Source organism: Novosphingobium sp. PhB165 (assembly GCF_004341845.1).
Lineage (GTDB): Bacteria > Pseudomonadota > Alphaproteobacteria > Sphingomonadales > Sphingomonadaceae > Novosphingobium.
This window is the reverse complement of sequence record NZ_SLVB01000007.1, coordinates 194,375-219,073: the sequence shown is the minus strand read 5'-3', so window position 1 is coordinate 219,073 and position 24,699 is coordinate 194,375. Positions and strand designations below refer to the sequence as shown.

Annotated in this window: 20 protein-coding genes; 13 read left to right on the top strand and 7 right to left on the bottom strand. The window is 62.2% G+C overall.

The features are described from left to right. The first annotated feature begins 180 nt into the window (after nt 1-180). The 5 genes from EDF56_RS20355 to EDF56_RS20335 all read left to right on the top strand — a co-directional run bounded on the left by EDF56_RS20355 (nt 181) and on the right by EDF56_RS20335 (nt 7,045). The gene (locus EDF56_RS20355; RefSeq protein ID WP_132390952.1) at nt 181-990 is read left to right on the top strand and encodes a MipA/OmpV family protein; all 810 of its coding nucleotides are present in this window, start codon (nt 181-183) and stop codon (nt 988-990) included. Between the two features lie 330 nt (nt 991-1,320). Continuing rightward, a complete protein-coding gene (locus EDF56_RS20350) occupies nt 1,321-2,109 on the top strand; it encodes a sterol desaturase family protein (protein WP_243652735.1) in 789 nt (262 codons plus the stop codon). Between the two features lie 157 nt (nt 2,110-2,266). Next, nucleotides 2,267-3,784, top strand: coding sequence for a hypothetical protein (locus EDF56_RS20345; protein WP_132390948.1), 1,518 nt, complete (start codon nt 2,267-2,269; stop codon nt 3,782-3,784). Between the two features lie 86 nt (nt 3,785-3,870). Further along, complete coding sequence (locus EDF56_RS20340; protein ID WP_165912289.1) at nt 3,871-5,337, top strand: hypothetical protein; 1,467 nt, start codon at nt 3,871-3,873, stop codon at nt 5,335-5,337. Nucleotides 5,338-5,410: 73 nt separating this feature from the next. Further along, on the top strand, nt 5,411-7,045 hold the full coding sequence (locus tag EDF56_RS20335; protein ID WP_165912288.1) for a carboxylesterase/lipase family protein: 1,635 nt from the start codon (nt 5,411-5,413) through the stop codon (nt 7,043-7,045). 130 nt (nt 7,046-7,175) lie between these two features. Here EDF56_RS20335 and EDF56_RS20330 read toward each other — a convergent pair whose 3' ends face one another. From EDF56_RS20330 to EDF56_RS20315, 4 genes are all read right to left on the bottom strand, one after another. After that, nucleotides 7,176-7,637, bottom strand: a complete 462-nt coding sequence (locus EDF56_RS20330) for an Rrf2 family transcriptional regulator (protein WP_132390943.1) — start codon at nt 7,635-7,637, stop codon at nt 7,176-7,178. A gap of 4 nt (nt 7,638-7,641) precedes the next feature. After that, nucleotides 7,642-8,559, bottom strand: coding sequence for an NAD(P)/FAD-dependent oxidoreductase (locus EDF56_RS20325; protein WP_132390941.1), 918 nt, complete (start codon nt 8,557-8,559; stop codon nt 7,642-7,644). A gap of 490 nt (nt 8,560-9,049) precedes the next feature. Further along, the gene (locus EDF56_RS20320; RefSeq protein WP_207904815.1) at nt 9,050-9,976 is read right to left on the bottom strand and encodes a helix-turn-helix transcriptional regulator; all 927 of its coding nucleotides are present in this window, start codon (nt 9,974-9,976) and stop codon (nt 9,050-9,052) included. 217 nt (nt 9,977-10,193) lie between these two features. Next, nucleotides 10,194-11,384 (bottom strand): hypothetical protein, encoded by a 1,191-nt coding sequence (locus tag EDF56_RS20315; protein ID WP_165912287.1) that lies wholly within the window; start codon nt 11,382-11,384, stop codon nt 10,194-10,196. Between the two features lie 80 nt (nt 11,385-11,464). Between EDF56_RS20315 and EDF56_RS20310 the strand changes: the two genes are divergently transcribed. Further along, a complete protein-coding gene (locus tag EDF56_RS20310; protein WP_132390937.1) occupies nt 11,465-13,117 on the top strand; it encodes a carboxylesterase family protein in 1,653 nt (550 codons plus the stop codon). Nucleotides 13,118-13,681: 564 nt separating this feature from the next. Beyond that, nucleotides 13,682-16,078, top strand: coding sequence for a TonB-dependent receptor (locus EDF56_RS20305; RefSeq protein ID WP_243652727.1), 2,397 nt, complete (start codon nt 13,682-13,684; stop codon nt 16,076-16,078). 73 nt (nt 16,079-16,151) lie between these two features. On the opposite strand, the gene EDF56_RS20300 is transcribed toward EDF56_RS20305, so the two are convergent. Further along, nucleotides 16,152-17,072, bottom strand: a complete 921-nt coding sequence (locus EDF56_RS20300) for a helix-turn-helix domain-containing protein (protein WP_132390933.1) — start codon at nt 17,070-17,072, stop codon at nt 16,152-16,154. A 182-nt stretch (nt 17,073-17,254) separates the two neighbouring features. Here EDF56_RS20300 and EDF56_RS20295 point away from each other — a divergent pair, with 182 nt between their 5' ends. Continuing rightward, nucleotides 17,255-18,058 carry an SDR family NAD(P)-dependent oxidoreductase gene (locus EDF56_RS20295; protein WP_132390931.1) on the top strand — a complete coding sequence of 268 codons (804 nt, stop codon included), beginning with the start codon at nt 17,255-17,257 and terminating at the stop codon, nt 18,056-18,058. Continuing rightward, nucleotides 18,048-19,199 carry a CaiB/BaiF CoA-transferase family protein gene (locus tag EDF56_RS20290; protein WP_132390929.1) on the top strand — a complete coding sequence of 384 codons (1,152 nt, stop codon included), beginning with the start codon at nt 18,048-18,050 and terminating at the stop codon, nt 19,197-19,199. Before EDF56_RS20295 ends, EDF56_RS20290 begins: the two co-directional genes overlap by 11 nt. Before the next feature lie 215 nt (nt 19,200-19,414). On the opposite strand, the gene EDF56_RS20285 is transcribed toward EDF56_RS20290, so the two are convergent. Then, nucleotides 19,415-20,251, bottom strand: coding sequence for an NAD(P)-dependent oxidoreductase (locus EDF56_RS20285; protein WP_165912286.1), 837 nt, complete (start codon nt 20,249-20,251; stop codon nt 19,415-19,417). A gap of 17 nt (nt 20,252-20,268) precedes the next feature. Further along, nucleotides 20,269-21,228, bottom strand: coding sequence for an AraC family transcriptional regulator (locus EDF56_RS20280; RefSeq protein ID WP_132390925.1), 960 nt, complete (start codon nt 21,226-21,228; stop codon nt 20,269-20,271). A gap of 216 nt (nt 21,229-21,444) precedes the next feature. Between EDF56_RS20280 and EDF56_RS20275 the strand changes: the two genes are divergently transcribed. The 4 genes from EDF56_RS20275 to EDF56_RS20260 all read left to right on the top strand — a co-directional run bounded on the left by EDF56_RS20275 (nt 21,445) and on the right by EDF56_RS20260 (nt 24,560). Next, nucleotides 21,445-21,780, top strand: a complete 336-nt coding sequence (locus EDF56_RS20275; protein ID WP_132390923.1) for a nuclear transport factor 2 family protein — start codon at nt 21,445-21,447, stop codon at nt 21,778-21,780. Nucleotides 21,781-21,806: 26 nt separating this feature from the next. Continuing rightward, entirely contained in the window at nt 21,807-22,160 is a 354-nt protein-coding gene (locus EDF56_RS26235; RefSeq protein WP_207904812.1) for a hypothetical protein, read from the top strand. Between the two features lie 406 nt (nt 22,161-22,566). Then, nucleotides 22,567-23,232, top strand: coding sequence for a response regulator (locus EDF56_RS20265; protein ID WP_132390921.1), 666 nt, complete (start codon nt 22,567-22,569; stop codon nt 23,230-23,232). Further along, the gene (locus EDF56_RS20260; RefSeq protein ID WP_132390919.1) at nt 23,229-24,560 is read left to right on the top strand and encodes a HAMP domain-containing sensor histidine kinase; all 1,332 of its coding nucleotides are present in this window, start codon (nt 23,229-23,231) and stop codon (nt 24,558-24,560) included. The genes EDF56_RS20265 and EDF56_RS20260 overlap by 4 nt, the downstream gene beginning before the upstream one ends. The last annotated feature ends 139 nt before the right edge of the window (nt 24,561-24,699 follow it).

Below are 24,699 nucleotides of genomic sequence, written 5' to 3'. Positions count from 1 at the left end.
TAAGCGGCAAACTTTTTAGTGAGGGAGCGCTTCAGGGGCGGTGTCTCAGGTCGATGGTGAATAATGCCCCCCAAAATCCAAAGTCTGATCCGATGGACGCTGGACCACGGGCGGCGAGCCTAGCCATCCCTTCATAACCAGGCGCGCCCAGCGGCGCGCATCTCCCCGGAAAGCCGTTCGATGTTCCATGATCTTCCCAAGCGTGCGCGCCGCCTCGCCGGCTGCGCGATACTGGTTTCGGTGCTTTGGGCTCCCGGCGCTCACGCGCAAAGCTCCGTCCGCATGTCTCAGGCCAATACGTCCGATGGCAGCGACGACCATGTCATCATCGGCGCCGGCGTTTCCTACGCTCCGACTTATCAGGGTAGCAATGACTACCGCGTCCTGCCTCTGCCCGCGCTCGACGTCGATCTGGGGCCATTCTACGCCAACCTTCGCAACGGCATCGGCGTGAAAGTGATCAATACCGGCGGCGTGACGATTGGCGGCGGCGTTGCGATCATGCCCGGTTATCGGGCCAAGGACGTGCCGGAGGGCGTTGGCAAGCTGTCCTGGGGTGTCGGAGGCAGAATGTTTGCCAGCGTCGCTCAGGGCGGCGTGGTAGCAACGATCGGGGCCACCAAGGGCTTCTCCGGCGGGACGGAAGGGTTCGTGGCCGACGCGAGCATTTCCTACCCGGTTGCCGTCACGCCGCGTCTCATGGTGATTCCATCCGTCGGCACGACCTGGGCGGACAGCAAGTACAACGACCGCTATTTCGGGATCGACGCAGAGCAGTCGCTCGCGTCGGGACTGGCACAGTACAAGGCGGGCAGCGGGTTCAAGGATGCCTCCGCACTGCTCACGGCGAGCTACCGACTGACCGACCGTATCACGCTTGGCATTTCGGGCGGAGTCACGACGCTCCTAGGCGATGCGAAGGATAGCCCGATCGTCGAAAGCAAGACGCAGCCCACCGGCTTCCTGACCATGGGTTACCGCTTCCGGTAAGCGCGCGTCGGAGGCGCAACAACGATCCGGTTCCCGGAGCTGTTCGATTGGCAACCTCAACCTGCCAGATCAGCTCCGGCGCCCAATCGGGCCGCTGGCTGCTGGGGCTGGGGCTGGGCAAACAATTTCCCCGCGAAACGCGCGATTGCGAATGTGGGCACTATTTTCGCCCCGCAAAAGCGACAGACTAAGGCGGGAAGGGAGCGCGCGAGATGGCGAATCTCGAGCGGGCAAGGTGCTGACGTACAGCATGGCCGCTGCATTCCGCCGTTACGCGCAGCTTGATCGAGGCTGCACATGATTAGAATGATAACATCGGGCGAGTGGCTGATGCACTTGTGGCTGATCGGCACTGTTGCCTCGGCCATTGTGCTCGGCTTCTTTTCGGGCTTTTTCCGCGCGCATAAAATTCAGCCCAGAGGCTTCAAATGGAAGATCCTTGGCTTCGAGCTTGCGGTCGCGGTCTTGGGCGGATTCATCACCGGATTTTTGCTCGGTAACGCCAACCGGCTGCTCACCGCTCATGGCTTCATCCTGTTCCACAGCGAGCCTGTTGCCTGGTGGCGGGTCGCCATCGAATACGTGCTGTACTTCTTCCTGTTCGACACCTGGTTTTACTGGCTCCACCGGTGGATGCACAAGGAGCCGTTCTACTCGCTGATCCACAAGCTGCATCACAAGTCGACTTCTCCGAACCTGCTCACCACTTTGTCGGTCAATCCACTGGAATCGTGCATCAACGGCGGTTTCGTCCCGATCTATCTGACCGCGGCGACCTTGATCCACCTTCCGATCAGCACTGCCGCGGCAGCGCTGATCCTGCCGACAAACATCATCATGGGCCTCTATGTCCACGCCGGGTTCGAATTCTTTCCCAGGTGGTGGAACAAGAGCTGGGCGACAAAGTGGTTCATCACGACGACGTTCCACGATCAGCATCACAAATACTTCAACTGGAACTTCGGTGGCTACACCACGATCTGGGATCGCCTGTGCGGCACCAACCGCGCTAAATTCGAAAGCGATTTCGAAAAGATCTGCGATCGGCGCGGCGATTGGTGGAGGAAGCCATGGCAGCGCAAGCCGAATACGGTCGCGGCGCCGTCACCGGAGGCGTGAGCGCGGGCCGGAAAGGCAATATCACGAATTGATGAGGCGGCGTTGGGCAAAGGTCGGCGACCCTTGCCTCCGGCTGCCAAAACAAGGGTCGCTGGAGAGCGGCTTCGGCGTGCGAACATCTCAAGCCGCAAAAAGCGGCCAGCAGGGGAGGATTAGGATGCAGGTGAAGGCTAAGGCGTTCGCGGCCGCTGTCAGTCGCTTCATGGGAGGAACGGCGGGGATCGCCCTTATTGGCGCCACGTTCGGGATGGTTGAGATCCCGCAGGCGCAAGCGCAGCCGCAATCTCAGGCCACAGGTGTATCGCCCGCCCTTTGCGGGGCCGGCGATGTGCGTGAACCCGGCATCCAGGGCGAAGTTCCGACAGGCCAGACGGCAAGCTACAACTGCGGCGTCAAGGTTCTGGGCTCGCTCCCGGTCGTCGGCAATGTCGCAGGCGTCGGCCAATGCGCTTACGTGCGCACGGGCGGGCAAGGGGGAGCGCCCGGACCGATCGAGATCACGGTCATCGATGTGCGCGACCCGAAGAAGCCCGTTGTGGTCGGCCAGCCGCTTCCGCTTGAACTTCGTTCGGAAACCTTGCGGGTGGTGGCCACAAAAGACCGCGCGATCATGGTTTCCGGAAGTTCGGTTTACGACGTCAGCGACTGTCTGCATCCCAAGCTCGCGGGGCAGATCAAGTGGCCCGATACGACCGTGCCCGGCGTGCGCGCCAGGAACCTGCCGCACGACATTCGGATCAACCGCACGGCCACCAAGGTCTTTGCCTCATTCGGCGTCTGGGAGGCGGACATATCGGACCTGAAGGCCCCTGATACCTGGAAGGTCATCGATCATCGCTGCGAAGTGGCGGCACAGCTGCCCGGACCGTGGCAGGAGGTCCACCGCGCCTCGATCAAGGCCGGACGCAGCCTTTGCGATGACGCTGCAAAGGCCGCGCCGGCGGGCGCCAACTACTCGATGGGAGGCAGCCCATTGCAGGTTTCGATGTTGTGGCCGCAGGTCTCCCATTCTCCCGATTTCAACGCCGACGATACGCGGCTCTATGTCGGCGATCAGGCGGGCGGGAACGGGGCGCTCTGGGCGCCGGTGCCCAAGGTCCGCATCGTCGACATCACCAAGCGGCCATTCGAGGTCATCGGCGAATTGGACGGCGCCGGCCACGGCCTCGACTGGTTCCGCGCCGGAGGACGAGAATACGTAATTCACTCCAACGAGGGCACGAGCGCCATTCCGGGCAAGCCCCATGACGGAGACAGCTGCGCCCCCTATCCGCGACCCTATGCGCTGGGGTGGGCATTCGAAGCCTATATCAGCGATGTGTCGGACCCGGCGCGCGCTCACGACATCTCGATGGTGCAACTTGCGATCAACAAGCCCGAGTTCTGCAACGTTCGTAAGGCTTCCGGCCAAGACCCCTGGATTGCCTATCATCTGATCGACAATCCGATGGATGCCAAGTTCACGGCGGTAAACTTCGGAGATGCGGGCCTTCGGATCTTCGATATCCGCAATCCGGACAAGCCCACCGAGGTCGCCTATTTCAACCACGGCAGGCCCGTCCACGCGCAGGTTGGCTATTACGACGCAGCACGCAAGCTCATCTATTTTTCGGATGGAACCGGTTTCAAGGTGCTGCAGATCGAACCGCAGGTTCGCTCGCGCCTCGGGATTTGATCTCGAAATCCAGTATTTGAGGCATAAGAGAACATAGTTTCCAGGAGAGGAGACGCGCCATGAAGCGGATCATGATGGTGAGCATATTGGCGGCCGTGCTGCCGACGCAGCCGGCGCCGGCGAAGGCCGCACAGGAGAGCCCGCGCGCTGGTTTCTCGCCTGCCCTTTGCGGCTCCGGCGATGTTCGCGAGCCGGATATCCAGGGCAATGTGCCCAAGGGGCAGACCGCAGCCTACAATTGCGGGGTCACGCGGATTGGCGAACTGCCGATTGTCGGGGTGGTTCAGGGCTACGGCATGTGCGCTTACGTGCGCACCGGCAGCGACATGGGTAATAACAGGGGCGGAGAGGTTCACGTTATCGACGTGAGGAATCCCTCCAAGCCAGTGGAAGTCGGCCGGGTACCTGTAAAAATGGCTTCGGAAACCATGCGCGTGATGGTCACGAAGGAGCGGGCGGTCCTGGTCTCGGGCAGCAGTGTCTACGACATCCGGGACTGCATGCATCCCGTCCTGCTGGGTGAAATCAAGTGGCCACCGCTCACGATCGGTGACGGCCCCCCATCGGGCGGCGGCGGCGGGGCCGGCCTGCTGCCACATGATCTGCGGCTGAACCGTACAGGGACCAAAGTCTATGCCTCCCTTGGGTTGTGGGAGGCAGACATTACCGATCTCAAGGATCCGGAAAGCTGGAAGATCACCGATTACCGCTGCGATCTTGCTCCGCAGGTCCCCGGACCGTGGCAGGAAGTGCACCGCCAGGGGCAGAAGGCTGGCATCAATCTGTGCAACGATCTGGCCAACGCAAAGGGAGCCAATAGCCGGGTTGGTGTGAGCCGCATTCAATACGCGCTGGTCTGGCCGACATTGTCGCACTCGCTTGATGTGAATGACGACGGCACGCGCGTCTATCTCGGCGATCAGAAGATCGAAGGCCCGCACAATCTGGGTGAAACACCCAAGATCCGGATTGTCGACATCACCAAGCGGCCGGTGCAGATCGTCGGAGAAACGGATGGACCCGGTCATGGTCTCGATTGGTTCCGCGCCGGTGGGCGGGAGTACATCATCCACTCGAACGAACTGGGAAGCTCGATGGACGCCGCAGCCTCGCCCGGAATTCCCGGCGATACCTGCCGTCCTTATCCGAGGCCCAGCGCCGATGGGTGGGGTTTCGAAGTGTTCGTGAGCGACGTTACAAACGATCAAGCCCGCAATGTCTCGATGCTTCGGATCGCCATCAATGACCCCGAATACTGCGAAGCGCGCAAGGCTTCGGGTCTCGATCCGACGGTTGCCTACCACCTCGTCGACAACCCCGAAAAAGCGACTTTCGCGGCGGTGAACTTCGGCAGTGCCGGATTGCGCATTTTCGACATTCGCAATCCCGTGAAACCAAGCGAGGTGGCATACTTCAACCACGGTCCGATGGTGCACGGCGGTGTGGGCTACTACGATGCAGCGCGAGGTCTCATCTATGCTGCGGGAGGCACCGGCTTTTGGATTTTGAAGCTTGAGCCACAGGTCATCGCTCGGCTTGGGCTCAAGACCTGAGGTTCGCCGGCTTTTGCGCCCGATCGATTGTCGGGTCATAACTGCCGCGAATGGCGGTCCTGGGGAGGATTGGATGACAACGATTTTTTCGCAGTCTCGTCGAGACGTGATCCGGATCGGGTTGGGCGGCACCATGATGCTGACGCTACCCGGCAGCGCGTTCGCAGGCGAGGCCGTGATCGGCAAACCCATCGAGACGATGAGCGGCAAGGTGCGAGGTCGGCGTCGGGACGGGGTTTCCAGTTTCCTCGGCATTCCTTACGGTGACGACACTTCGCAGCGCCGCTTTCTGCCTCCGGTTGTAGCTCCTCCCTGGACCGGAGTGCGCGATTGCCTGGTCCTTGGCCATCAGGCGCCGCAGATGGATCTCGGCGCAACTACGGCGCCAGGCGCCAATCTCACGACGCCGTTCGTGCAGAAGGTGATGGCGGCGGGCGAGCAGGGCATGGAGGTAGGCAACGAGAGCGAGAATTGTCTCGTGCTCAACGTCTATACGCCCGATGCCTCGTCGGCGCGCAAACGACCGGTCATGGTCTGGCTCCACGGCGGCGGATTCGCGATCGGTTCGGCCGGCGATCCGCAGTACGATGGCTCCGCGCTGTGTCGCCGTGGTGATGTGGTGGTGGTGGGCATCAACCATCGCCTCAATGCGCCGGGCTACCTCTATCTCGGCGGGTTCCATTCGGACTTCGTCGACTCCGGCAACTCAGGTCAACTCGACATCGTCCTCGCCCTCAAGTGGGTCCGCGACAATATCGCGCAGTTCGGCGGTGATCCGGGTAACGTCACGATTTTCGGCGAGAGCGGAGGCGGCTCGAAAGTAAGCGTGGTCCTTGCAATGCCTGCAGCGAAAGGCTTGTTCCACAAAGCGATTATCCAGAGTGGCCCGGGCCTGACCATGGTCGAAAAGGCGGTGGCGGAGAAACATGCCGAGGCGACGATAGCGAAGCTCGGAATTGCTCCCGCCGAGGTCCACAAACTGCAAACAATCGATTGGAAGACCCTGATCGCGGCGGCTTCGGCCTCGCAGGCCGGACTTAGCAGGGTGATGGCGCCGCTTGTCGATGGGCGCTCGCTGCCACGTCATCCTTTCGATCCTACGGCTCCAGACGTTTCACGCGATGTGCCAATCATCATCGGCACGACGAAGGACGAGGCAACACTATTCTTTTGTGCCGACGCGCAATTCGGAAAGCTTAGCGAAGAGCAAGTGCGGCAGCGCGCGATGGCGATGGTGGGCGCCAAGGGTAATGTCGCGGTCGACGTGTTCAAGGCTTTGCGGCCTGATTACGCGCCGTTTTACTGGCTCACATCGTTGGCTACGGCTGAGGGCACCTGGATGAATTCGATCCGTCTCGCCGAGCGTAAGCTCGCTCAGAACGCGGCGCCAGTCTTCATGTATCGTCTCGACTGGACCGCGCCATTCGAAGGTGGGGCGCTCAAGAGCCCCCATGGACTCGATACTCCGCTCGTGTTCGACAACCCGCAAACCCGTCCGCTAATGAATGGTCCGGGGCCGGAAGCGGGGAAGGTGGCAGCCGCGATGGCGCAGGCTTGGGTCAACTTCGCGCATAGTGCCAACCCTTCACAGCGAGGGCTGCCCTGGCCGGCGTACGAAGCGCAGGAACGTCGGACGATGATATTCGATGTAGCAAGCCACGTGGCAGGCGATCCGGATCGACAGGCTCGCCTCTTCTTCGGCACCTGAGGCGCAAGAATCTTTGCCCATTTCACTCGACCGGAAGTGGCCGTGAAGCGACCCGCGACTTTCGGACCCAGGCTTAAAGACAGCTGCCGTTCCGCTCTGGTGTCCTAGGATGTCGCTCTGCAATGTAGCTTTAGCCTTGGTGTGGCGCATGTTGGTCGTCCCATCCCTCAGCCTTGCAGATCGCGTCCAACTGAGTGGACAGCTCCGCCAGAGTCACTTCGCCCAACCGGCGCAGCAGTATTGCTTCGGCCTCGCCCGTCGCCTCAGCCAGTGCATGATTGACGACGCGTTCCACACCGCAGGCCGGATCTGAATCGCCGCTGCCCAGCGCGATCACATCAGTCGCCCCGACCGAACGGTGCACATCAAGCAGGGTAATGGTCGTCGGGTCACTCACGAAGCTCCACCCTCCACCCCGTCCGCGCTCCGAGCTTACGAAACCCGCTTCGCGCAGGCCGGCCATGGTGCGGCGCACAACCACAGGGTTGGTACCCAGCATCTTGGCGATCTGTTCGGAGGTGAACGGCGTATTGTGCCGAGCCATGTGTAGCAGCACGTGGAGCATACGCGAAAGCCGACTATCGCCTCTCATATCTTCAGGCCGCCTTCGCCAAACGCAGTTCTTCCACCATCCGCTCAAGCAGATACATTGTGACGACGGGCCCCACCGTGGTGCCTGACGCTGCAGCCTGGGCGAGGTGCGCCCAGGGCTCATCGGCATTCCCGATCGCGAATATACCCGCACGGCTGGTCGCCCCGCCTGCATCGGTCTTCGCGAAGCCAAGTTCGTCCACTTCGCACAACGAAGCAGCAAGGTCCGACGCGGCGCGCGAGTGGAGTGCCACCCAGGTCGCATTGGCAGGGATGGTATCACCGTCAGCCGTGGTGACAGCAACCAATCGATCACCCTCGTGAACGAGCCCAGCGACCTCGTCGTTCCTGATGCGGATGCCAAGCAAGTCCAGCCGCTCTGCCTCGACACCAGTGAAATCATGTCTGCTCACCACTGTCACATCGGATGACCACATCCGTACCCAAGCGGCCATGTGCGCTAGGCGGGCGCCAATACCGAACACCACGAACTTGCCGTTCCGAACTTCATGCCCGTCGAAACAGGGACAGACGCGAAGGTCATCGCCCCACGCTTCGCGCACGCCGGAGATCGGAGGGAGCTCGTCGACGATGCCGGTTGCGAGAACCACAGTCCGAGCGGTCAGCGACCGATCATCCACCTCGATCTTAAAGCGCCCGTCGTCCAGCGGCACGATCCGCTCGACCCGCGCATGTCGGATTACCGCGCCATAGCGGGTCGCTTCCTCGCGCGCGGCGCCCAGGATCTCGGCGGGAGTCATCGCATCGAAGCCGACATACTCGCGCACCTGAGATACCGTCTCGATGCGTGTTGGGCCTCCATCGAAGACGATTGTTGATCGGCCTGCTCGGGCGAGGAACAACGCCGCACTCAATCCGGCAATGCCCGCGCCGACTATCACCGTATCCACCGTGTCACTCATGGTCATTGCTCCACCGGCGGCATCCCGCCTTTTGAATATCGTAACATCGTAAGTTACGAATCTGGAATGTGTCAAGGCAGTCGCATTCGTGTCGGCATCGGCCAACATGGAATGCGTCCCCAAAGGAGGGCCATCGATTATAGACGATAGACTCCCGAAGATTTCTGAGAGGGGGGCATCTGCAGTCCCGTACGCGGAAATACTGAACGAAGCAGTGGAGGCCGTGTCGCTGGCGGGATGCTCGGTTTCCCATTTTGTGGGGCAGCTTGCAGCGGCCAAGGGCTGAAAAACAGCAGAGTCAGGCGATCCAAGATATCGCTTTACTACGCAGTCTGAGTCGTAGGCGCAGCGAGCCAGTTCGCTATTTCCAACCATTCGCCTGATCGCTTTTCGGACTAAGTCGATTGTCAGTCTTCGGGATCGTCAAAAAGTCTGCTGACCATCTGGAATGGGCGCGACGCAGGCAGATAATTTGGAGTTCAAATTAGGGCTATTCAACCACGACAAGTCGTGGCGACTTAAGGGTGTTGCTTCCCGGTGGAGCAGCGAGTGCACGCCCTTGCCGTTGGCGAAATGTCGATGGGCTGGTGCCCACCGCACGGCGAAATGCGAAGGTGAAGCTGGAAGGGGACGCAAAGCCCATCTTGAACGAGATGGATTTGACGCTTTCTCCGTCCATCAGCAGCCGCTTTGCAGCCTCCATTCGTCGTTGCTCGATGTAATCGCCGAGTGAGCAAGCGCGGCTTACGCGAAATCCGCGCGTAAGCTGGCGAACGGAGAGCGAGCATAGGTCGGCAAGCTCCTTGAGTGAGGGGGCTGAAAGGTCCCCGGTCAATCTCTCGTCGATCAGCCTGAGCCGCCAGCCCGCGAGGCCCCCGACCATCGGTCGTCCGGTCAGTTCAAGCCCAAAACGCGCGATTTCGATCGCAAGCTCGCTGCCCAGAAGTTCGATCATACGCTGGGCGGCCAGTCCGGGATACCTGACTTCGGCGGTCATTCTGAACAGAAGCGCGCGGATCTGGGCACCTGCCACGTCGAGTGCGGCGGCAAGATGGCTGTCGTCCCAGTCGAGCTGCCGTCCCGCGATATCGTGGACCAGATCGGCATCGATCGTGCAGATCAGAGAGGCCTGACGACCGCGATCCCCGCGGATGTACAGTGCTTCTCCGGGAGGGATGACGAAGATGTCGCCCAGTCGCTCATATCGATGCGGGCCCCAGCGATCGCGATACCCACCTCGCGATTGCAGGGGGCGAGGGGTCAGGCACATGTCGACATGGTAGCCGTCTGCAACGGCATGGCGTTTATTGGTCGGCTCGGGAATATCGAAACGCACGATCTGTGCATGTATACCGGGCGCAGTCAGTCCGGCGTCCACCGCCATTGTCGGAAGCACGTTTGCCCCGATAGCAGTCATTGCATCTTACTCCCGATGCGCCTGAGGATGAAAAGCTTGGCGGGAAATCCGTCCGGATTTCCAAACTGAGGCCAGATCTCTACTCATTCGCGTGGAAGCGAACAAGCGCCCCGCAACAGCCATCGCACCAACGAAAACCTGACTTGCGGGCCTGGGACCGGCGCCGTGCCCGAATGGCGCGGCGCACTGGAGCGACGGTAGTTGCTCTTGATGCGTGTCACGAACAGGGGGTGTGCGTGCAAAAAATCGGCTTTTCATGCTGCCGGTTGAGCGAAGTCAGCAAGCCCTGTCCGGCGTGCAGATGGTGCTCGGCCTGCGCAGGCAGATCGGCTGCGATTGCCGAAACGACACCGCGCTCGGCTGCGGCGAGGCCGAGGTCGATCGGCTCGTGACACTCAAGGGGAGGGGCCGTTCGAGCGGTGTAGGCGACGATGGCTGAGGCCAGCGTCTTGGTGAGGCGGTCACCTGCGAGTTCGTCGATAGCGTGCTGGAGCGCGACCCACCGGCGTGGTTCGGACAACGGCAGCATCATATCCAGCGTCGATATACACCATTGCTCGCGGCGTTGCGCCGGCGCGGTGCGCAGTTTGGTGAGGGCCAGTCGCAAGATCCCGGCGCGGATGGCGAAAAGCGCTTCCCGGACCTGACCCGGGCTGGTTTGGCGGGAGGCCAGCAAGACGAAAATGCGCCGAACCACGCCCATGAAGCTGGCGGGTTTCAAGATGTACCCACCGCCCCGGCCGCGGCTGACCTGCAGCATGTCGAGATCTTCGAGGATGTTGAGCGCCTGCCGAAAGGTGCGGTGCCCCAGGCCGGTTTCACCGCAGAGTTTCGCTTCGTTGCCGATGCGGACGCCTTCTGCCGGGAGGGGGGAGCCCGCGTTGACGATGATCTCCATCGCAAAGCTTTCGGCGCGATTATCGGATCCGGCGACGATCGACATATCGTCCGACATCATGGCAGCGGCGTGCTTGATCAAGGCCCTGATTGCTTCGCCTGCCGCGGAACGCGGAAGCAGAGGCGCCAGAGTGGCGGCTGCGGCCTCCATCTCCTGCGGGGCGTACCCGTGCGTGCGAAGATAGATGGCAAGAGCTACGGAGGCAGTTTCTACACGAGGTGTCTGCAATTGCAGCCCGCCTCGGCAACCGCGCCGCATTCTCATCGATCCGCGTGCTTCCACAATGCGGATCGCGCCCCGAACTGCGTCGCGACTGGCCTTGAACCGCTCCAGCAGATCCGTCTCGGATCCCAGAGACTTGTTGAGTGGCCATCCGCTTTGCAGCGCAGTGCTTTCGAGCAGCCAGGCGATGTGCGAAGGGCCCTGAATGGGGCCGTCGTCAAATCCGATCGCAAAGGCCTCGATTTCCGGCGAGCTAATGGGCCCGCGAATGTTGGCACTATTTTCCACCCGCAAAACATAACACCTCGGTTCGACAGGTAAAGCGCAAGCCACGAAAGCTGGCGCCCAGAACAGGCGGGAGGGGTGGGATGAGCGATCTGCACATGAGCCGAAGAGAGCTTGTGGCTACAGGTGTCGGCGGCGGATTTCTGCTCGCGCTTCCGGCACGGTCCTGGGCTCAAGTGGCGGTACCCACATCGCCCATCGAAACGCGGCACGGGAGGGTTCGCGGCAGCCAGGTGGGCGGCGTCTCCAGGTTTCTCGGCATACCCTACGGGCAGGACACTCGCGGCACGCGGTTCCAGCCCTCCATCCCCCCGGCTTCGTGGGGCGGCGTTCGGGAATGCACATCCTATGGTCTGCGCGCGCCGCAGAGCGTGACCGGGGCCGCCAGGGCGCTGGATGGTGCCAACCCCGAATACCTTCGCTTCCTTGGCACTCTGTTCGGCGGGAGCACGGGCAAGCCAGAGTCTGATGAGGGCGAAGATTGTCTCGTGCTCAATGTCTGGACGCCGGATGCGTCCTCCCGCCGCAAGCGCCCGGTCATGTTCTATCTCCATGGCGGAGGGTTCACCATGGGCTCCGGGGGCGCTGAAATGTTCGATGGGAGCGCGCTGGTTCGCCGGGGCGATGTTGTAGTTGTGACGATCAACCACCGGGTGAGTGCCATGGGCTACCTCTACCTCGGCGACTTTCACGCCGACTTTGCCGATTCAGGCAATGTCGGTCAGCTCGATATCATCGATGCGCTGAAATGGGTGCGCGACAATATCGAAGCCTTTGGCGGCGATCCGCAGAACGTGACGATCTTCGGGGAGAGCGGCGGTGGCTTCAAGGTCGGCGCTCTGCTCGGAACGCCGTCGGCAAGAGGGCTGTTCCACAAAGCCATTCAGGAAAGCGGGGCGGGCGTCACCATGGTCGACCGCGATGTCGCAGTGGGCGTTGCCGAGCGCACACTGGCATCGCTGGGAATCGCGAAAGCGGATGTGCGCAAGTTGCAATCGATGGATCCCAAGACGATTACCGCTGCCGCCGTCGCGGCACAGGGCCGGGGCGGATCCGGGGATGTCGGCAAGAAGCTGGGTCTCGGGCCGGTCGTCGACGGACGGACCTTGCCCGCACATCCCTTCGAGCCCCAGGCAAATCCCTTCAGCGAGCATGTTCCGGTGCTGATCGGCAGCAACAAGGATGAGCAGACGCTTTTCCTTGCCGCCGATCCCAAGTTCGGCAAATACACCGTAGAGGAGGCGCGGGAGCATTTCGCGGTGGTGGGCGAGCGGGCCGATGCCGCATTCGAACTCTATCGCGGCCTCACGCCGAATGACCCGCCGAGCTACTGGGTAAGCTCGCTGTTGACCGACATCGGGATGCGTGGAAATTCGATCCGGGAGGCCGAGCGCAAGGCGGCGCAGAACGCGGCTCCCGTCTTCATGTATCGGCTCGACTGGGAAACGCCGATCATGGGGGGAATGCTGCGCGCACCGCACGGGCTCGACACGCCGCTGGTGTTCGACAACCCCGAGACGTCGTTGGCACTGCTGGGCAATGGGCCGGATCCGAAGGAACTGGCAACGCGCATGTCGCAGGCGTGGGTCAACTTCGCCCGCACCGGGGATCCGTCCCAGCCGGGGCTTGTCTGGCCGCGTTACGAATTGGCGGATCGCCGGACGATGATTTTCGACATTCCCAGTCATGTGGTGTCCGATCCGGATGGAGCCAGACGGACGTTTTGGTCTGTTTAATGCGGTGGCATTCGTTCGTTGTCACGAAGTAGTATAATATATATTTTACCTGAATACGGGCGGATTTAGAATGGCGTTTATTAGTTAAATGCAATTGTATTACTTATTCACATAAATCGGATTTTATGTTTCTTGAATGTTGCTGCACCGCCCGTGCGATGTTGTTTTAATTCCTGTTATTGTCGTCGAGAGTTGATTCGACTGAACGAACTGCGCGAATTATTATGACTTAGCGCTGCTCATGAGGCGCGTACCCGCCGCGATCCGTGTAATTCGATTTTGGGTTCGTCCTGTCGGAGCGGCAGGCTGAAAGGTCTTGGACCTATGGCCGGCCGCACGTTTCAGTCGCGTGCAAAAATTGGCAGGTTCACGTTCGTGGTTCGAAACACAAATCGGGGGAAATCCGACATTTACTGATCAATACCCAAGGTGCGCAACAACTAGAAAATTGGGGAGGCCATCAAGATGGCAAGAAATGTACGTGCTCTGCTCGTGGCAGCGACGGCGCTTTGCTGCTCGTCCCAAGCATTCGCGCAAAGCCAGCCAAACGTCGATGAAATTGTCGTGACGGCCCGCCGCGTCGAAGAGCGGCTCCAGGACGTTCCGATTTCGATTACCGTCTATAATCAGGACCAACTCAGCAACCGTAACGTCGTTTCGGGCGCGGACCTTGCGACCTACACGCCGTCGCTCTCGACCAATGCTCGCTATGGCGGCGAGACGGCCACTTTCGCCATTCGCGGCTTCACGCAGGAGAGCTTTACGTCGCCTTCGGTGGGCGTTTACTTTGCCGATGTCGTGGGGCCGCGTGCCCAAGGCGGGACGCCGGGCGGCAACGGTGCCGGTGTCGGCATGTTCTTCGATCTCCAGAACGTCCAGGTTCTCAAGGGGCCGCAAGGCACGCTGTTCGGTCGGAACACCACTGGCGGCGCAGTCCTTCTGGTTCCGCAGCGGCCCAAGGACGAATTCGGCGGCTACGCCGAAGGGTCGATCGGCAATTTCGACATGCGGCGGTTCCAGGCCGTGGTCAATGTGCCGCTGGCCGAGACATTCAAGGTTCGCCTTGGGCTCGATCGACAGGTTCGCGACGGCTATCTCAGGAACCGGTCGGGGATCGGGCCGGACGATTTTGGCGATGTGAACTACTGGGCGTTCCGCGGGTCGGTGCTGGCCGAACTGACGCCTGATCTCGAAAACTACACGATCGCGAGCTATACGCGTTCGCGCACCAACGGCACGACCGGCAAGATCGTGGTCGCCAATGCTCCGGGTTGCCGGGACGGCGTTCCCGACCGGTTTGCGGCACCCACGCCGGGATCGACCGCATCGTATCTGGCACCGATGGTGTGTGCAGGAACGCTCGCGCGCGCCTCGGCGCAGGACTACGGATATTGGGACGTCGAGAACGGCCACCCCAATCCGTTCCTGAAGATCGACAGCCTGTCGCTGATCAACACGACGACCTGGCAGGCGAGCGATTCCATTACGCTGAAGAACATCGCAAGCTATCAGGAATTCACCCAGGCACAGGCGTTCAACGTCGGGGCCGACAACCTGACGTATCAAGGATTGCCGTTCACCTGGGTGGGCGTCACGCCGGCGAGAAGCCTTAACAATATCGATCAGTGGACGTTTACCGACGAGTTTCAGCTCCAGGGGCGAACCTCCGACAACAAGCTGACTTATCAGGGCGGCGTCTATTACGAGCGTTCCGGACCGCTCTCCAACTGGCAGGGCACTGTCTCGCAGATCACGACCGTCCTGACGCCGGCCCAGACAGGAATTCCGATCCCTGTCTTCACGACCTCGTCATGTTCCGACGTGGCGAACTATGTCTGCTCCAATCTCAACAGTCTCGGTGCCAAGGCCATTCCGTCGATCCTCCAGAACTCGCTAACGCGCTACTGGTATCGCAACATCGGGCTCTACGCGCAGGCGACCTACAAGCTGATCGATGCACTCTCGCTGACGGGCGGCATCCGATACACCATGGACAGGGTAAGCGGCGAGGGCGGCACGCGGACCGTGCGGATCACCAACGATACGCCGTCCTTCACGTGCGCTGCCTATCCGACGCGGCCCGCTCCGACAGGCGAGGAATGCGTCACGTCGCTCACACAGAAATCGGAAAAGCCGACGTGGCTGATCAGCCTCGACTACAAGGTTACCCCCGATGCCATGCTCTATGCCAAGTACGCGCGCGGCTACCGGCAGGGCAATATCCACGTCTCGAATACCGTGCCTGTGGGCTGGGGCCCCGAGAAGGTCGATGCCTACGAAATCGGCGCCAAGGCAAGCTTCCGCGGTGCCGTATCGGGCTATCTGAACGTTGCCGGCTTCTACAACGATTTTAGCGACCAGCAGCTCTCCGCGAACCTCATTCCCGACGGCACCGTCGCGGGCGCCTCGCCCTCGCAGGTGATCGTCAATGCCGGTAAATCGCGCATCCAGGGTCTTGAGGCGGAAGCTGCGATCAACTGGATGGGCTTTAACCTGACGGGCGGATACACCTGGCTCGATACCAAGCTGGAATCCTATTCGCCGCCGTCAATTCCCGGATATCTGCCTCCCACGACAGGTGCGGCGGTTGGCGGCGAGCTACCGCTTTCTCCGAAGCATCGCATCACGCTCACCGGCACATACACTTTGCCGATCGACGAGAGCGTAGGTCGGGTATCGATCTCGGCGACCTATACCTACACCGCCAAGCAGCTTGCCGCGAACGATAGTCCGATCGGCTGGCTGCCTTCGACCAACCTCTGGAATCTCAACGCGAACTGGAATTCGGTCGCGGGCAGTCCCGTCGATCTCTCCGGCTTCGTCACCAATCTGACGAACGAGAAATATCCGGTCTTCGTCGGCAACGCCTGGAATTCGACGGGCTACGATTCGCTGATCCTCGGTCAGCCGCGCATGTATGGCGTAAGGCTGCGGGTCCGCTTCGGCGGGGACGCCAACTAAGCCGCCAAAGCCAGTTGGCCGGGCGCGATGTCGCAATTGCGCCCGGCCAACCGGTCTGGTCGTTGGCCGGGAGTTATGCCCGCCTTACAGTTGGAGCTGCCGGGTAGCCGGAAGGCGACTGGCCGTGGGCTTCCGCACTGGTGAGCGCAGCTGCTGCGCATAGGCGTGCAGTGTATCGTTCAAGTTCTGACACGGAGACGCCGGGCGCAAACCCGCTCAGCGTCAGTTCGAGATCCACATTGCCGCCGGGTCCGAACACGGGCGCGGAGATCTGGAACACCCCGTCCGGCACAGTCTCGGCAAGGTTCTTCATCTGGATTTCAGGCTGCGTGAGCGTTTCGATCAATTTGCCGATTTCGGCCCAGTAAGTCTCGTCGCGTCGGGCGGCAGGCCGCTCTGCGAGCGCACGCAACAGGGCGGACACATGGGGGCCGTTGGCAACGATAGAATAGCCGCGCGCTCGGACCATCTCAAGCGATTGGCGGCAATAGGCGGCGATTTTTGCGCCGGCCTGGACGGGCGCGCCGGCGAGATAGGTATCGAGCGTCGCTTGAGCGGACCAGGCAACATGCGTGAGGCCGAGAGGTGGCACGAAAGGACGGTGTTCGCCAACCCGTCCAAGCCCCGTATGGCTCTGGGCAGCCCCCTCCTTGGCGACAAGCAGCAGTTCTCCATCTGCAATGGCGTAAGCGGAGCACTGCGCCCTGGTGTCCTCGCACAGGCGGGCCATCTCGCGGCGGGCGATGTCGATGCTGCGATGTTGGGCAAGTGCGGCCTGGCCAATCATCACCAGGGCAATACCTAGCGTGTAAGTCTTATGCTTCGGATGGCGCAACAGATAGCCCGCCTGCGTCAAAGTCGTCAGGACGCGATGGGCAGATCCATGACTAAGCCCCAGGTTTTCTGCGATTTCCGAGAGCCTGAATGATTCGGTGGGATGCGTTGCGAGGAAATTGATCACCTCTACCACCCGACCGTTCGACGTATCCGACATTCGCTTCCCTTGATTGACAACCCGAAGCGTTATGCCAATTCTTCCGGAATTAGACAACAAGCGTCCATATTTGGAAAAGTGATTTCGGGCATTTCTCGCGGCGATCGAAAGCGCACGGCACGGGAACCGACCGCCAGAGATTGCCCGGCTTTGCCAATGGACGAAAACGAGGTTGGGTACCGATGGCAAAAGAAGATCTGCTCGATCTGGATGGGCAGTTTGCACTGGTTACAGGCGCCGGGCAGGGCGCGGGGCGCGGGATCGCCCTTGCCTTGGCCAAACACGGAGCGGGCGGCGTTGCCGTGAACGATTTCGTTCTGGAGCGGGCGGAGGCTGTAGCTGGCGAGATCAAAGCACTCGGCGTCAAGGCCGTCGCTGTCCAGGCAGACGTTGGCGATCACCAGTCGGTAACGCGCGCCTTCGCGGAGGCTTCCAGCGCACTCGGACCGATCACCTTGCTGGTCAACAACGCCGGCAATGCAGGCCCCGATGCGACCATGCGCCATTCCCCGCTGTTCTGGGAGACGGCACCGGACGAATGGGATCGCTATTTCCGAACCAATCTGCATGGAGTGATGAACTGCTGCCACGTGGCGCTGCCGGTCATGGTCGAGCAGAAGCGTGGGCGCATCGTTACGGTGGTCTCGGATTCCGGCCGCGTCGGCGAAGCCCGTCTTGCCGCCTACGCCGCCGCCAAGGCGGGCGCTGCCGGTTTCGTGCGTTCAATCGCCAAGGAAGGCGGTCGCTATGGCATTACCTGTAATGCGATTTCGCTCTCCACGCTGGAGCCGCCCATGAGCCCCGAGCAGATGGAGCACTTCATGGCGAGCGATCGGACTAAGGCCCAGCTTTCCCAGTACACCATCCGCCGGTTTGGCACGCCAGACGATGTCGCGGGGATGGCGCTCTTCCTGTGCTCGGATGCGGCCTCGTGGATCACCGGCCAGACCTATCCCGTGAACGGAGGATACAGCTTTGCAGTCTGATGTTGCGCTCACCAAGGAAGCCCCTGCACTGAAGCCGCTGTCCGGCATCAGGGTTCTGGATTTTACGGCGTTCCCCCCCGGCGCTGCCTGCACCGTCATGCTGGCGGATCTTGGGGCGGACGTGATCCGCGTCGAGCCGCCCTCGCAGAAGGGTAAGCCCAGCCTTGTCATCGGCCAGGTTGCCCTGAGCCGCGGTAAGCGATCGATGACGCTCGATATGCGCAACCCTTCGGCAAACGATGTTCTCCTGCGTCTCGTGCGCAGCGTCGATGTCGTGGTCGAAAACGCCAAGCCCGGATCGATGGAGGCGCGCGGTTTCGGATATAGCCAGGCGCGCAGTGCCAATCCCAAGATCATCTGGTGCGCGATGACCGGTTTCGGGCAGTCAGGGCCCTACGCCGAGCACGCCGGCCACGATCTCAGTTATGTCGCCCATTCAGGCCTGCTCAATGCATTGGCACCGGAATTGCCTTGGCATCCCGCCACAATGATTGCCGGACCGGCCGGCGCGCAGGCCGCCGTTATCGCGATCCAGGCCGCATTGCTTGAGTTGGCGCGTACCAAGGAAGGGGCGTTTCTCGATATAAGCCTTTCGGAGGCGACTGGGTGGTTCCTGACGAGCGGAATGAATGCCCTCTCCGACAAACCATACAAGATCTCGGCCAGTCCCGACCGGCGCCTTTATACCTGCGCCGATGGACGGTTCGTGGCCGTCACATCGGCCGAACCGCGGACCTGGCGCGCGCTCTGTGACGGTATGGGCATACCCGAACTCAAAAGTGCCCTGCACCAGCCTGATCCGAACGGAGAGGTGACAGCGCGCCTTGCTGGCATTTTCGCGTCGCGGCCTGCGGCTGAATGGGTCGAACTCCTGGCTCCGGCAGGCGCGGCGGTGGCGATCGTCAATTGTGCGAGCGAGGTGCCGACCGATCCTCATGTACTTGCGCGCGGATCGGTGGCCGAGTGTGCCGGCGTAAAGGTGCCGGCCAGCCCGATCCGTATCGAAGCCGCCTCCGGCGCCCGGAGCGCTACGACAACGGATGCCCCGCACTGCGTCGGAGACGATACGGCCGACATTCTCGGCATGGCCGGGTTTAGCGAAGACGTCGTGCGCACTTTGCTGGAGCAGGGCATTATCTGAGTGTCCCGAAGCGGTGTTCGGGCACTTGCCCAGCGCCGCTTCCAACCGCCAATCCCGCGAGGTCCAGCCTCGGTACCGGCAACTGCGATTTTGATTCTTACTCGGCCTTGTCGGCGCTCGATTGCTTGTGGGCGACGCGATCAAGTACGCCGCGCCTGCGGTTGGCCGGTCGTCGCGCGCCGGATTGATTGCGACACCGGCGCGCTTGATTGCCTCTATCGCTGTTCGTCGGCGGCCCGGATGACGCGGTCGAGCATGACCTGGCAGGCTGCCTGAAGGGCTGTCATCGCGGTATCGTCGGGAGACGAGAGGTCGCGGGCATGAAGCACGTCCTTGGCCAGCAGGTCGTGCATGTCGTCGAGATAGGCTGCATCGGCATTGCCGCGCCAGCCAAGAAGACCTGGAACTGCTTGCAGCGCAAAGCCCTGCGCCGAGCCTAGCATCAGCGCCTGCCGAAGCTGCTCGCGGTCGAAATCGAGCGAAACGCCGAGATCGAGGATCGAGGCCGCCATGCCGTAATAGGCGATCGAGACGAGGTTGTTGAGGAGCTTGCCTTCCAGGCCCCGACCGACCGGGCCGAGGTGGGCGAGGGTACCGATTGCATCGAGGAACGGACGCCCCTTCGCCACATCCGCCTCGTCGCCGCCGACAAAGAGCGAAAGCTTGCCCTCAAGCGCCTTCGGGCCTCCCCCTGAAACGCCCACGTCGATGAAACCGACGCCCTGCTGCGAGGCGCGGCGGGCCAACTCGCGCGCGAGATCCGGCGCGACTGTCGAGTTGAGGATGACGAGTTTGTCCGGTCCGAGTGCCCGGAAGATAGCGTCCTCCCGGCAGAGTGCTTCGAGCTGCGCGTCGGTCCTGACGCAAATACCCAGGATGTCGGCGCCGTGGGCGGTCTCTATCGGATCGGCCTCGCACGTTGTTCCGGGCTCGTCGAATGCCGCCAGCGCTTCGGGCGAAACGTCGCAGCCGGTAACAGCGAAGCCGGAACGGGCGAGGCGTCGCGCGATCGGCGCACCCATGGAACCAAGGCCGATAAAACCGATCTTCATGCAGGATCTCCGGGGCATCAGCCCTGTTTGCGATAGGAACTTGGCGTTTCGCCGCAGGCGCGCCGGAACGCGGCAGAAAAGGCGGACGGATTGCTGAAGCCGACCTTCCGGGCGATCTCGGCAACTGGAAGCATGCTCGAACGCAGCATCTGCCTCGCGCGTTCGAGGCTGACATGCTGGACGTAGTCTCCGACGGTGCGGCCAGTCTCGGCGTGGAAGGCGCGGACCAACTGGCGAAGGCTCAATTGGCACAGGCTCGCCAATTCCGGCAGGCTGGGTGCTGTCTCGCCGTGGCGCACGCGTTCTTCGATTAGCCTCAGATTGCGCGCCGACAGGCCGCCCTTGCGGACACAGCCTTCGTTGGCGCCGCGCAGCGCGCGCGCCGTCTCGACGAGCAGGCTGAGGCATAGACCGTCCAGCAGCAAGGCCGAGGCGAAGCCTGGCGCGGCCACTTCGCGCTCGATCCGCGCGAGGAGGCCGCGAAGGCTTTGCCCTTTGAGGCTGAGGAAATGGGGCAGGCCTTCTGCGATCGCCGTGCCAATCTCGTCGCCCTCCACGAGGCGGGCCGGCTCGATGACGACAGCAAGCGACTTTTGCCGGCCCCGGCCGCCCTGACCGGCATAGTGATAGCCTGCCGGCGCGAACAGGATGGGGCCGACCGGCCGGTCCTCGCCGCCGTCTTCGACAAAGTGGCCGAGCGCGCCCTTGGGACGCCGCCCCAGGGTCATGTCGAAATAATGGAGGTCGCGCGAATACCATGTACCTGCGACCGCATCGCCTCGCTCGTAGTCGACGATCATGGCCGAACTCGCGCTGCCGACAAGGTGGCGTGCCTCGATGACGGTACCTGGAGGATAAACGGCCCCGATCCGTCCCAGATCGGCAGGCGCCGGCTGCCTGCTCCCGCTCTGCGAGGAAATGCCGCCTGCTTCTGCTCCTCTGCGGGTTGCCGCGGGATAGGGTGTGGGACTTGCCATGCTGGATTCCGATCAACGCGGCACGGCCGAAGCCGTCAAGACGGGGAAGCTTGCCCGGCTTTCGCGGATTGGCCAGATTTATCGTGAACGCGCCGTCAAATCGCGCAGGGGCGCTGCCCGCATGGCTTCATATCGATGCAGGTGGCAGGCAGGCCTGAAACGCGGCAAGACTAGAACAAGCTGGCACCGGAAAGGTGCAGACGAGAGGAAATTCTGATGAATCCATCCGACGTGGCGGACCGCTATTTCGAAGTCGTTCGCGCCCGGGATATCGAGGGCCTGATCGCACTTTACGCCGATGACGCAACGATCACGCTGCCCAACGGAAAAGTGATCGAAGGGGCAGATGCGATCCGGGCCTTCCAGACCGATGTCTTCAACCGGGGGGCACCCTATCCGACGCCGGGTTCGCGCGTTGTCGGAGCGCAAGAAGTCTCGGTCGAGATCAAGGCGAAGCTCCCGGATGGCAGCGTGCGCAGCACGGCGAATTTCTTCTATGTGAATGGCGATGGGCGTATCCAGCGCCTCAGCGTCTACGCCCAGGGCGGCTGAGGCGCGCGTTCGCGTCAGGGGCATTCATGTGCGAGCCTTCGATGGCTGACTGGAACCTTGGCACAGGCGGGCTGCGGATCGAATGCGAAGGACCGATCGCCTGGTGCTTCATTGACCGGCCCGAGGCGCGTAACGCGATGACGCCGGCGATGTATCTGGGCCCCAAGCGAGCCGTTCTCGCGGTGAACCGCGATCCCGTTGCAAGGGCGCTCATCATCACCGGCGTCGACGACGTCTTTGCGCCGGACGGAGACATGGGCGGCAAAAAAGTCGCTGGCGACGAGCCGGTTCCGGAAGAGCTTACCCATGAACTCCTGGCGTTTCTGGCCATTCACGATAGCACCGCGCCTTGGGCTCGTCTCACGCTTCGTGCCGCATGAACGGCTGCAGGGGAAGCACGCAAGGCGGCACGGGAAATCCTGCGGACCGCACCCGAGGCACGCGCACACACCAAGCTCATGCTCAACGGGCATTATCGGCCGATCGACTATCAGATGATGTTCTGGTGGTTTCAGAACTCGGCCGAACCGCGAGAAGGGATGCGTGTTTTCATCGAGAAGCGGTCGCCAAGCTGGATTCCCGAGGAAACGGGCGAATAGGTATCGCCACATCGATCTGGTGAATACGCCCGAGAGGGGCGAGCAGGGAGAGCATTCTTTTTATCGCGCCATCCACCGTTCGAGCGGTCATACCATGGCCTTGTAAGAGAAGGCTGAGCGATGCCGGTTACCCGATGGGACGCCGGCATTGTCCAAGGCTCGCGGGGAAGGCAGTGTTCGGCGGACCATGAAAATCTTGCTTGCAGAGGATGATGAGCAGCTGGCTTCGAACCTGGTGCAGCTTTTGCGCCGCGAGGCCTATGCCGTCGATTGGGTGCGCACCGGCGTCGATGCCCAGCATCTGGGCGAGACCGGCTCGTACGATTGCTGCGTCCTCGATCTGGGGCTGCCGGCGCTTGAGGGCCTGGCGGTCCTGCGCGCCTGGCGGGCAAACGGGTGCGAATTTCCCGTCTTGATCCTGACCGCGCGCGATGCCTGGATGGACAAGGCGGAGGGCTTCCAGAGCGGCGCCGACGACTACCTCGTCAAGCCGTTCCTTCCCCAGGAACTGATCCTGCGCGTGCGCGCGCTGGTCCGGCGCTCGCGCGGGCAGGCGGCCGAAGTCGTCCGCTGCGGGGGCCTTGCCTACTATCCGGGAAGCGGCAATTTCCAGCTTTCCGAGAAGCCTCTCTACCTGACCGCTTTCGAAATCCGGATCCTCGCCAAGCTCATCCAGTTCCCTGAAGTTCTGGTCGAGCGCGAGACGCTGTTTGATTGCATCTACGAGTACGAGGCCGAAGTGCCGAACAACTCGCTGGAGGTTCTGATCGGACGGCTTCGGCGCAAGATCGCGCCGGTCCGGATCGTGACGGCGCGCGGGCACGGCTACCGCCTTACCGCCGAGGCTGCATGAAAGCGCCGCTCTCGCTCCACGGGCGGCTCGCGGCGCTGACGATCGCCGTGGTCTGCGTGCCGCTAGGGATAGCAACGCTGGTCATCTACGACCTTGTGACCGTGGTCAGCGACACGATGGATACCGCGCTCGACGTGCAGGTCCGGGTGCTGGATCAGGCCATCGCGCCGGACGGGTCATTTGCGGAAAACCATCTCGCCACGCTGCCCGAACTGGTCCGGCCCCGTCCCGGCTGGGGCTGGCGCGTGAAGACGCCGCGCGGCGAGTGGAGCCGGGCCTTTCCTGCCGGGCGCATCCACTATCCTATCCCCCACGTCCATCCGATTGACGGCATCTACAGCGGCTACGGTGCGGCGAATTCCAGCGAGGCCCTTCATGTCCGGCGGCTCGATCGGCGCCTTATGAACGGCCCGGCCTCGGTGACGGTCATTGCGCCTTCCCGGCTTATCGACCAGCCGATGGAGCGCGTACAGCGCAGTGTCCGGCTGATGCAGGCCTTGGTGCTGGGCGTGCTGGTCTGCGCCATGGCGCTCCAGCTCCATTTCGCGCTTCGGCCCTTGCGCATTCTCGTCAAGGCGGTCGCGCGCGTGCGTTCGGGCGAGGCGCAAAGTCTTTCGCTTCGCCAGCCCGCAGAGCTGGCGCCGCTCGCGGACGAGATCAATTCGCTCATCGAGCGGAACAAGGCGCAGCTCGAAACAGCCCGGCTCAATGCCGCTAACCTCGCCCATGCCGTCAAGACGCCGCTTGCCTCGCTGGTGCTCCAGCTTGAGCAGGAAGGCGCCAGCGCCAGCAGCCGTGCGCTGGTCGAGCAGATTTCCGCGCAAGTTGCGCACCACTTGCGCCGTGCGCGCAGTGCCGGGGGGCTGGGCGGAAGGCCGCAGGCCGATGCACATGCCGTCGTCGAGACGATCCGCCCGGTGCTGGTGCGGCTGCGCCGCGACCGTTCGCTTGAAATCGACAACCAGCTTCCCGCTTCCTGTCTCGTCGCGGTCGATCACGGCGATCTCGGCGAAATGCTCGGCAATCTTCTCGAAAATGCCTGCCGCTATGCGGAACGGCGAGTCCGGCTGCAGGCGGTCGAGGAGGGGGGAGCGGTGACACTTGTCATCGAAGACGACGGCTGCGGCATTCCCGACGATCAGAAGGCCGATGTCCTCCAGCCCGGCGTGCGACTCGACGAGGTCAATGTCGGTTATGGCTTTGGCCTTGCCATCGTGCGCGAGCTTGTCGAGCTCTACGACGGTACGCTGATCCTCGCCGATTCCGCAGAATTGGGCGGCCTTCGCACAATTTTACGCCTTCCCCGTCCGGCCGCTTCCCCCGTTTAGGTTCGGTTTCGAATCGCGCTGCTAGGGTGCGCAAGCGATGAGAACGGGAAGACCGGCGCATTGCAACTGACCGCCTCGGCGGCAGCTCAAGATAGACATTTGCGTGAACCGAGAGACGGGCAGGGGGCACTCCCTTCTG

What these genes read in the sequence shown, in the direction of transcription:
- EDF56_RS20355 (WP_132390952.1), top strand. Translation starts at nt 181, where the DNA reads ATGTTCCATGATCTTCCCAAGCGTGCGCGCCGCCTCGCCGGCTGCGCG.
- EDF56_RS20350 (WP_243652735.1), top strand. Translation starts at nt 1,321, where the DNA reads ATGCACTTGTGGCTGATCGGCACTGTTGCCTCGGCCATTGTGCTCGGC.
- EDF56_RS20345 (WP_132390948.1), top strand. Translation starts at nt 2,267, where the DNA reads ATGCAGGTGAAGGCTAAGGCGTTCGCGGCCGCTGTCAGTCGCTTCATG.
- EDF56_RS20335 (WP_165912288.1), top strand. Translation starts at nt 5,411, where the DNA reads ATGACAACGATTTTTTCGCAGTCTCGTCGAGACGTGATCCGGATCGGG.
- EDF56_RS20330 (WP_132390943.1), bottom strand. Translation starts at nt 7,637, where the DNA reads ATGAGAGGCGATAGTCGGCTTTCGCGTATGCTCCACGTGCTGCTACAC.
- EDF56_RS20325 (WP_132390941.1), bottom strand. Translation starts at nt 8,559, where the DNA reads ATGAGTGACACGGTGGATACGGTGATAGTCGGCGCGGGCATTGCCGGA.
- EDF56_RS20320 (WP_207904815.1), bottom strand. Translation starts at nt 9,976, where the DNA reads ATGACTGCTATCGGGGCAAACGTGCTTCCGACAATGGCGGTGGACGCC.
- EDF56_RS20310 (WP_132390937.1), top strand. Translation starts at nt 11,465, where the DNA reads ATGAGCGATCTGCACATGAGCCGAAGAGAGCTTGTGGCTACAGGTGTC.
- EDF56_RS20300 (WP_132390933.1), bottom strand. Translation starts at nt 17,072, where the DNA reads ATGTCGGATACGTCGAACGGTCGGGTGGTAGAGGTGATCAATTTCCTC.
- EDF56_RS20295 (WP_132390931.1), top strand. Translation starts at nt 17,255, where the DNA reads ATGGCAAAAGAAGATCTGCTCGATCTGGATGGGCAGTTTGCACTGGTT.
- EDF56_RS20285 (WP_165912286.1), bottom strand. Translation starts at nt 20,251, where the DNA reads ATGAAGATCGGTTTTATCGGCCTTGGTTCCATGGGTGCGCCGATCGCG.
- EDF56_RS20280 (WP_132390925.1), bottom strand. Translation starts at nt 21,228, where the DNA reads ATGGCAAGTCCCACACCCTATCCCGCGGCAACCCGCAGAGGAGCAGAA.
- EDF56_RS20275 (WP_132390923.1), top strand. Translation starts at nt 21,445, where the DNA reads ATGAATCCATCCGACGTGGCGGACCGCTATTTCGAAGTCGTTCGCGCC.
- EDF56_RS26235 (WP_207904812.1), top strand. Translation starts at nt 21,807, where the DNA reads ATGTGCGAGCCTTCGATGGCTGACTGGAACCTTGGCACAGGCGGGCTG.
- EDF56_RS20265 (WP_132390921.1), top strand. Translation starts at nt 22,567, where the DNA reads ATGAAAATCTTGCTTGCAGAGGATGATGAGCAGCTGGCTTCGAACCTG.
- EDF56_RS20260 (WP_132390919.1), top strand. Translation starts at nt 23,229, where the DNA reads ATGAAAGCGCCGCTCTCGCTCCACGGGCGGCTCGCGGCGCTGACGATC.